Raw genomic sequence first — 7,568 nt, 5'->3', positions numbered from 1 at the left:
GGGTGCCTCCCGTTCTCGTGAACACCGCCCCAGGACTGATCCGGCCGCCTCCCGAGACGGTGAACAACCGCTGTCGCAACTCGTGCACATAGCCAGGTTGGCCCAGGCGGGCGCCGAACGTGGCCCGTGGGAAAGCCGGCAGGCTGCTTGCCGTGACCGGGACCGGGGCCCGCTGAGCGCTTGCTCGGCGTGGTGGGCGAGGGTGCGCACGATCGGGGCCTCGGGGTCGGCTTCAAAGGGTTCGCGGTGCAGGCCGCTAGTCAGCCCGGTAGCGGAAGTCGGGGACTGCGGCGGCCAGGTGGTCGAGCACGGCGGTCAGCTCCGCCTGGACGGTGTCGGCGCTCTCGCCGGGGATGGTGATCTCCTGCCAGGAGATGCCCCGTACGCCGGTGACGACGCCGATCTCGACGTCGTTCTCGGCGAGGACGGGGCCCTGTTCGATGTGGCACTCGACGTAGGCGTGCGGCGGGGCGAGGCGTACGCCGGTGGGACCGTCGAAGCCGGTGCGGGCGAGTTCTCCGCCGAGGGTGCGGCCGTCGCGGTCGGTCAGGGCGTGGGCGTACTCCAGGGTGAGGCGCCCGGCGGCGACTGCACTGCCGAGCATGTCGGTGCCGCAGCGGACGCCTTCCTCCTCGGTGAAGACGCCGACCTCGATCGGGCGGCGGGTGGTGATGCCGCGTTCGTTCAGGGTACGGACGACTTCGATGCCGCCCAGGACGCCCAGGCAGCCGTCGAAGGCGCCGGCGGTGGCGACGCTGTCGATGTGCGAGCCCGTCAGGGCCGGGGCCGCGGTGGGGTCGGTGCCCGCGCGGCGGCCGTAGACGTTGCCCATCCGGTCGACACGGACGGCCGGTCCGGCCTGTTCCGCCCAGGCGATGACCTGGCGGCGGCCGGCCGCGTCCGCATCGGTGAGGGCGAGGCGGTTGACGCCGCGCAGGCCGGTGCGTTCGTCGTCGTACGCACCGATCTCGGCGAGGTCCATCAGGGACTGCCACAGCCGGTCTGCGTTGACAGTGATCGCGTGGGGGGGCGGGATTCGTCATGACCTGTCTCCCAGATGTGTCGGATTCATCGGATTCGGTGGGGGGCGGGACGGCGGGCGGGTGCGGGCAGGTACGGGTCAGCCGGAAGTGGTGGCCACCCCGCGCGAGGCCGATGCCGATGAGCGTGACGTCCGCCCAGCCAGGCGAGGGTGAGGGTGGTGTGGAGGAGGACGAGGAGCTTTCATGGCCCAGGTGGTGGGCAGTTGAGGGCGGGGCCGGCGTGGGGAGCAGCCCGGTGCAGAAGACGGGGATCTTCGCACGGCCGCGAGTCCGGCCACGGTCGGCGCGCCCCAGAGCAGGACTCCGGTCGCGATTCCGCCCACGGTCCGCAGCGCGTCCCCGGGGCCGGCCACGCGGGCCCGTCGGGTCGCCACCGCCGCGTCCGGGCCGGGCACGATGGTCAGCAAGCCGAGGACACCGAGCGCGGCCACGAGGTGGGTCAGCACGCGGCCGACCTCCTCCTTGTCGAACTGATCGAACCGGTCGGCGGTGGGGTGGTGAACAGGTGGTGGCTCAACGCAGGGGTCTTTCAGCTGTTGCGGGCTCGGTGACGGGTGGTGGAGTGCGGGTTGGCAGCGGTGCCTTCGGTGCTCAGCAGCACGACCACCGAGGACGGCCCGAGCCCCAGGGCCGCACGGCGTGCCTCGGCGTCCACGCCGGTGAGCGCCGCACGCAGCCCGGCGAGCGACGCGGCCCCGCACGGACCTGAGGAGATGCCGAGAGCGGCGAGATCACCGGCCGCGCGGGCGCTGTCGGCATCGGCGACGGCGACGGCCGCGTCCAGCCCGCCGCGCAGGTAGGGCCAGGCGATGCTGGACGGGGTGCCGCAGTTCAGCCCGGCCATGGTGGTGTCCCCTGTCGTCACGCTGACGGGTGCGTCGAGGGCGAGGCTCTCCAGGATGCAGGGCGCGGCCTCCGGTTCCACCGACAGCAGCGCCGAAGCACGCTCGGACGGGCGGCTGCGGTAGTGCGTGACCACGGCCTGGGCCAGGGACCCCACGCCCACCGGTATGGAGACGAAGTCGGGCCCCTCGGCGACCCCTTCGGCCGCCAGCTGCTCGTCGATCTCGGCGCAGAGGGTGGAGTAACCCTCGACGATCCACCCGGGGATCTGCTCATAACCCGGCCAGGCGGTGTCCTGGACCAGGACCGCGTCCGGCGCGGCGGCCTCCTCGGCCGCCAGGCGTACCGCCTCGTCGTACGGCCCCGGGACCTCGGTGACCTTCGCCTGCTCGGCGACGATGGCTGCCACGGCCTGCGGATGCACGCCCTGCGGTACGAAAACGTGGGCGTGCTGCCCGAGGCGGTGTGCCATGCGGGCCACGGCGCGGCCGTGGTTGCCGTCGGTGGCGGTCACCAGGGTGACCGGGCCCGGCGCCCTTCCGCTCGCGGCCCGCTCGGCAAGGGTGCGGTGGACCGCCCAGGACGCGCCCAGCGCCTTGAACGCGGGCAGCCCCAGACGGCACGACTCGTCCTTGACGAAGACTCGGCCGACTTTCAACTCCGATGCCAGCGACGGGAGTTCGGTCAACGGGGTGGGCTCGTAGTCGGGCAGCGAAGAGTGGAAGCCGCGGACCTCGGCGGGCGCGGGGGCACACCGCCAGGCACGGGCACCGGGCCGTACAAACCACGGCAGCGTACGGCGGGAGGGAGCGTTCTCAGACACACGACCAGGGTCCGACGCCCTCCTATGATCGGTCCAGCGAATGTTTTCAACCTATACTCGTCGGAGAAACCGACCATTCCGTCGGGCCCGCGACGGCGAAGAGAGCGGCTGCCCGTGTTCGACCTGCACCGACTGCGCCTGCTGCGCGAGCTCAAGCACCGCGGCACCCTGGCGGCCGTCGCCCAGGCCCTCTCCTACGCCCCCTCCTCCGTCTCCCAGCAGCTCTCCCAGCTGGAAACCGAGGTCGGCGTGCCGCTGCTGGAACCGGTCGGCAGGCGGGTACGGCTGACCGAGCAGGCCGAGATCCTCGTCGCCCACACCGAAGCGATCCTCCAGCGCCTCGAGCGAGCGGAGGCCGACATCGCCGCCTCCCTGACCGATCTGGACGGCACCCTGCGCATCGCCTCGTTCCAGACCGCCGCACTCACTCTGGTGCCGACCGCACTCGGCCTGCTGCGCGATCTCCACCCCCACCTACGCGTCCACGTCACCCAGATGGAGCCGGAAAAGGCCCTGCCCGCCCTGCAGGCCCGCGACTTCGACCTGATCATCGCCGAGGAATACCCCGGCAACCCCAACCCGCGGCCGGCCGAACTCGAACAGCAGGACCTGCTCGACGACACCCTGCACCTCGCACTGCCGATGCCGGCCGACAGCCCGAGGACGGACAACCCGATGGCGGCGCTGCGCTCACTGGTGGACCACCCCTGGGTGATGGAACCCGAAGGCACAGCCGTCCGGCACTGGGCCATGTCCCTGTGCCGCAACGCCGGCTTCGAACCCGACGTACGGTTCGAGACCACCGACCTCCTGCTCCACCTCCGCCTCGTCGAGCAGAAGCACGCCGCAGCCTTCCTCCCCGGTCTGGTCTGGAGCGGCCGGCCCCCGACCGTCCTGCTGCGGCTGCTGCCTCGCGGCCAGCGCACACGCCGCGTCTTCACGGTCGTACGCCGCGGCCGAATCCAACACCCCGCTATCCGGGCATGCCGGGATGCCCTCCAACGGGCCGCCGCCCTCCGCTCCCAGCAGGCATGAAGCAGCACAGAACCCGTTCCTCCGCCACACCGCCAACGCAGTGACAGGGCGCAGCACTTCGTGTGGCCGCGGTGCTGCGGAAGTCTGTTCGGCGGCTGGACTGGTTGGGGTGGTCAGCCGAGACGGAAGGGCAAGGTGCCCGTTGAAGAGGTCCCTCGTGGGGGCGCTTGTTCTCGGCAGCCGGCCGATCTACTTGACGTTCCGTGCCGGCTGGGTGGCGACATGGAGAAGCTCTTCCAGGGGACCACGCCGAAACAGTCGGGTCCACACGGTCGCCAGGAGCATGGCGGCTGCGATGAAGCCGAGCAGCGCGGTCAGCGCGGACAAGGTATCCCCTTCGACCGCCGCCACGTACCAGACGTCGCTGAAGAACCACAGCGCGACGATGTGCAGGACGTACATGGTCAGCGCTGTCATGCCGACCGCGGCAACGGGCGTGGCCAGGCGTGTGAGGCGCGGCATCCGTTCGGCGACGGTCAGGCACGCGGCGACCACCGCAAGAGCGACTCCGGTGTTGCCGACGATGGAAAAGGTCGTCTGGCTGTGCGGTGCGGCCACCAGCAGCCAGGCGAGCGGGGTGTGCCCTTCGGGCTCGCCGACGGTGTCGGACCACCAGGCGGACGCTGCCGAGCCGCCGCCCGTGGCGGAGGCGACGGCGGACAGGGCGCCGGGGACCAGGCGCAGGGCGAGCCAGGAGCCGCCGTAACCCAGCAGCGCGAGTGCCCCGCCTACGAGTGCGAGCCGGGCTCTGATGCCTGGGCGAGTGAGGTCCAGCCGGGCCGCTGCCATGCCCGCGATCAGGAACGGGATCCAGGTGAGCACCGGATACGCGCCGGTGAACAAGAGCTCGATGATGCCGTCCGTGCCGCTGATCTGGGCCAAGGGGTCATGGGCGGTGATGGCGTCCGCCCAGTTCCCGTCCTCGATGGACGTTCTGATCACGTACAGGACCTGGGGAAGGATCAGCGCACTCGCGGCGGCGATGAGGGCGAGCGTCCCTGCCCGCAGTCGGTGCAGCGGGAGGACGGTCAGGAAGAGCAGTCCGTAGAAGCTGAGGATCACGTCGACGTCGGTGCCCAGGGCGTTCAGTACGTAGCCGAGCGCCAGCAGGACGACGGCGCGGATCACGACCCTGGCCACTGCTTGACGGCCCGCACGCCCGGTACGGGGGTGCGGGCGGCCGGTGATGATGACGAGCGAGAAGCCGGCGAGCAGTGCGAAGAGGGCGGAGGAGCGACCGCGCGCCGTCTCCAGCAGGAATCCCACCGGGCCGCCGACCGTCACATCGGGCCCGACGTGGGCGGAGTACATGCCGACGACCGCGAGTCCGCGGGCCAGGTCGATACCGATCAGCCGCCCCGTCGAGGGCCTGTCGGCGAGGACAGGGAGGCGGTCGAGCCCCAGCGGCGGTGACACGTCCGCAGGCTCGGCCGAGAGTGCTTTCGGCGCCATACCTGATGGGTTCCCAGTGACTTGCCCAAGCCACCCCCGCGGCCTTCCGAAGGCACCCCGCTGCCCGGCCGAAACCACCCCAGCCGGTCGGCCGGGGTGCCTCCGGCCGATCGGCTGGGATCATGCCGCCAACCGACGGGTATTCCGTGCCGGTCGCTGGTGGGGGCGCCCGCTGGGGCATGGATCGAACGGGGGCATGCGACGAGCGGAGCGCACGTGATCCGGGTACTGGTGGTCGATGACGAAGCCTTGATCCGTACGGGTTTCACACACATTCTCAGCGCCACGAACGACATCGAGGTCGTCGCGGCGGTACCCGGTGGGCAGGCCGTGCGCACGGTGCGGGAGCTGCAGCCCGACCTCGTCCTGCTCGACATCCGGATGCCGGACGTGGACGGGCTCACGATTCTGGCCGAGCTGCGCCGCATGCCGCAGGCTCCGGTGGTCGCCATGCTCACCACGTTCGACGCCGACGAGTACGTGGCGACGGCGCTGCGCTCGGGCGCCGCCGGATTCCTGCTCAAGGACACCGACCCCGAGGAGCTTCCCCGCCTCGTGCGCACGCTGGCCGGGGGCGGGACCGTCCTGTCGTCCCAGGTCACCCGCCGGGTCGTGGACGGCTACCTCGACCACGACGTGCGCGAGCCCAACGCCGTCCGCCTCGCCGGCCGACTGACCGAGCGTGAGCGTGCCGTGCTCGTCCTCATGGCAGAGGGACTCGCCAACACCGACATCGGCGAAAGACTGCATCTGAGCACCGGCACTGTGAAAGGCCATGTCACCAACGTGCTCGGCAAACTGGAGGTCAGCAGCCGCGTCCAGGCGGCTCTGATCGCCGAGCGCGCGGGCCTGCTCACCACAGAGCGGGACGAGGGCGCTCGGTGAGCCCCCGACGGCCGCCGGATCTGCTGCTCGACATCGCCATCGTCGGGTTCGCGCTGGCGGACGCATGGGTCAACGTCGGCGTCGGGGATCAACCGGCGACTGCCTGCGCTCTGCTCGGCGCTCTCGCCCTTGCTCTGCGTCGCCGCCTGCCCTTGACGACCTTCGTCCTCACGCTCCCCACCGCCCTGGTCACCGATGCCGTGGTCGCCCCCATGGCCGCGCTGTACACGCTCTCCTCGCTCAGCCGCGACCGTCTCCTGCTGGTCGGCTGTGCGCTGACGTACGCGGTCATCGACTTCCTGCCCTGGCCATGGTCGTCCATGGACGCCGCGGAGCTGGGCCAGACGAACAACCTGTTCCACCTCAGCTACACGCTGGCCACCGCTGCGGCTCCGGTCTTCCTGGGCCAACTCGTCCAGGCCCGGCGCGAACTCTCGCTGCGGCTCGCCGACATCTCCGAGGCCCGCGAGCAGGAACGGCTGCTGACCGCCCAGAGCGTTCTGGCGAAGGAACGCGCCCAGCTCGCCAGGGAGATGCACGACGTGGTCTCCCACCAGGTCAGCCTCATCGCCGTACAGGCCGGAGCGCTCCAGGTGGGCAGCCAGGACGCCGAGACGAGACAGGCCGCGGCCACGATCCGCCGCCTCAGCGTGCAGACCCTGGACGAACTGCGGCACATGGTCAGTGTCCTGCGGGCCTCCGGCAGCAGTCCCACGGAGCTCACCCCCCAGCCTTCCCTCGCCGACCTGCAGCGCCTGGTCGACGCCAGCGGCATCGAAGCGGTACTGGAGACCGACCTGCCGCACGAGCTTCCACCCACGGTCCAGCGCGCCGTCTACCGCACCGTCCAGGAAGCGTTGACCAACGTCCGCAAACACGCCCCCGGCGCGACAGCAACCGTCCGCATCCGCCACAAGGACGGCGCCCTCCACACCACCATCACCAACACCGCCCCCACCCGACGCACGCTCGCCCTGCCGAGCGCCCACCACGGCTTGGTCGGCCTGGCCCAGCGAGCCGAGCTCCTCGGCGGCACGATCACATCCGGCCCGACTGCCCAAGGGGGCTATGAGCTCTGCCTCGAACTGCCCGTCGAGGGGAACGGGTGAACGGCCCTGCCGACAGGGAAACCGCACTCGTGGCTCATGGCCGAGCACGCCGACGGCTCGTCGACGCCGGCGATGGCGATACCCGCGCACCTGCATCATGCGACCGACGCTCACGAGGCCCGGCACGGGCGACGGCACGCCTCGCCTGCGATGACGGCGGTACACGCGGTCGTCGCCGTCCTGGTCGGTGGGCTGTTGCACCGTGCGGACACCGTGCGCTGGTCCCTGGCGGGTGGACTGACGGCGGCGGTCGCAGCCGTACGGCGGCGGATCCCCGCGGCTATCGCCCTGATGGGCGGCCGCCAGGCACCGGCTGGGTCCCGCCCCACGGCCGACTCCGCCATGGCGGAACCGGCCACCGCCCACGGGTGGACGATG

At 71.3% G+C, this 7,568-nt stretch carries 6 protein-coding genes; 3 read left to right on the top strand and 3 right to left on the bottom strand.

Features of this window, described 5'->3' with window-relative positions; all coding sequences use genetic code 11:
• Positions 1–256: 256 nt before the first annotated feature.
• On the bottom strand, positions 257–982 hold the full coding sequence (locus ACWC5O_RS03515; RefSeq protein ID WP_450581614.1) for a M20/M25/M40 family metallo-hydrolase: 726 nt from the start codon (positions 980–982) through the stop codon (positions 257–259).
• 590 nt (positions 983–1,572) lie between these two features.
• The gene (locus ACWC5O_RS03510; RefSeq protein WP_450581616.1) at positions 1,573–2,709 is read right to left on the bottom strand and encodes a diaminopropionate ammonia-lyase; all 1,137 of its coding nucleotides are present in this window, start codon (positions 2,707–2,709) and stop codon (positions 1,573–1,575) included.
• A 114-nt stretch (positions 2,710–2,823) separates the two neighbouring features.
• Here ACWC5O_RS03510 and ACWC5O_RS03505 point away from each other — a divergent pair, with 114 nt between their 5' ends.
• Positions 2,824–3,744 carry a LysR substrate-binding domain-containing protein gene (locus tag ACWC5O_RS03505; protein WP_450581618.1) on the top strand — a complete coding sequence of 307 codons (921 nt, stop codon included), beginning with the start codon at positions 2,824–2,826 and terminating at the stop codon, positions 3,742–3,744.
• Positions 3,745–3,933: 189 nt separating this feature from the next.
• On the opposite strand, the gene ACWC5O_RS03500 is transcribed toward ACWC5O_RS03505, so the two are convergent.
• Positions 3,934–5,055 (bottom strand): DUF418 domain-containing protein, encoded by a 1,122-nt coding sequence (locus ACWC5O_RS03500; RefSeq protein ID WP_450582212.1) that lies wholly within the window; start codon positions 5,053–5,055, stop codon positions 3,934–3,936.
• Positions 5,056–5,412: 357 nt separating this feature from the next.
• Between ACWC5O_RS03500 and ACWC5O_RS03495 the strand changes: the two genes are divergently transcribed.
• Together ACWC5O_RS03495 and ACWC5O_RS03490 are read left to right on the top strand one after the other, a co-directional pair.
• Positions 5,413–6,081, top strand: a complete 669-nt coding sequence (locus ACWC5O_RS03495) for a response regulator (RefSeq protein WP_450581620.1) — start codon at positions 5,413–5,415, stop codon at positions 6,079–6,081.
• Positions 6,078–7,190 (top strand): sensor histidine kinase, encoded by a 1,113-nt coding sequence (locus ACWC5O_RS03490; protein WP_450581622.1) that lies wholly within the window; start codon positions 6,078–6,080, stop codon positions 7,188–7,190. Before ACWC5O_RS03495 ends, ACWC5O_RS03490 begins: the two co-directional genes overlap by 4 nt.
• Positions 7,191–7,568: the final 378 nt, after the last annotated feature.

This window comes from Streptomyces sp. NPDC001450 (genome assembly GCF_053597295.1).
This window is presented reverse-complemented; position numbering and strand designations above follow the sequence as displayed.

Coding starts and splice junctions, on each gene's coding strand:
- ACWC5O_RS03515 (WP_450581614.1), bottom strand. CDS start 982: ATGGACCTCGCCGAGATCGGTGCGTACGACGACGAACGCACCGGCCTG.
- ACWC5O_RS03500 (WP_450582212.1), bottom strand. CDS start 5,055: ATGTACTCCGCCCACGTCGGGCCCGATGTGACGGTCGGCGGCCCGGTG.